The sequence below is a fragment of the Vibrio sp. 1978 genome (genome assembly GCF_033344345.1).
In genome coordinates this window covers 1-521 of the sequence record NZ_JAWPOP010000997.1, presented here as the reverse complement: position 1 = coordinate 521, position 521 = coordinate 1, and the positions used below count along the sequence as shown (strand labels likewise).

The 521-nt window shown below is 45.9% G+C and carries 1 protein-coding gene; it reads right to left on the bottom strand.

The annotated features are described in order from the left end of the window. On the bottom strand, positions 1 to 521 hold a 521-nt coding region (locus tag R8N49_RS30300; protein ID WP_318190844.1), incomplete at both ends, for an SPASM domain-containing protein.

Genomic DNA, 521 nt, shown 5'->3' with positions numbered 1-521 from the left:
CGTTACCCGTTGCGCGTAAAATGTATGCCATCGCTTTGTCAGCATGAGCAAAGAATTTCTTCCATCCTGCACATAAATAGTTAAGTCCCGGCTCACCATCACGAGTACGAATGAAACGGTTTTTCGGGCATTCACCGTAGCATGCAAACTGATACTCACAGTCTCGACATTGCTGCGTTAACAAGCGAGATTTTGCAAAACCGAACTTCTGTTGCTCTTTGCTGTAGGCCAGTTCATCCAGCTTGTCATGATGAATATTGCCAATTTTGTACTCCGGATAAACGTAATGATCGCACGCAAACACATCGCCATTTGGCTCCATCGCTAACCCCTTACCGCACACCTCACCCAGCGTACAAAGTGGATTAGCGCGCCCCATCCAAGCCTCTACACTGGCTTCAAAATATTGCACAAACACTTTGCCGATATCGTTCTTAATCCATTCATCAAAAACCGCAATCAGGAAGTTACCCCAAGCTTCATCAGCAACACACCAAGGTTCCATGACAGAATCTTTGTGA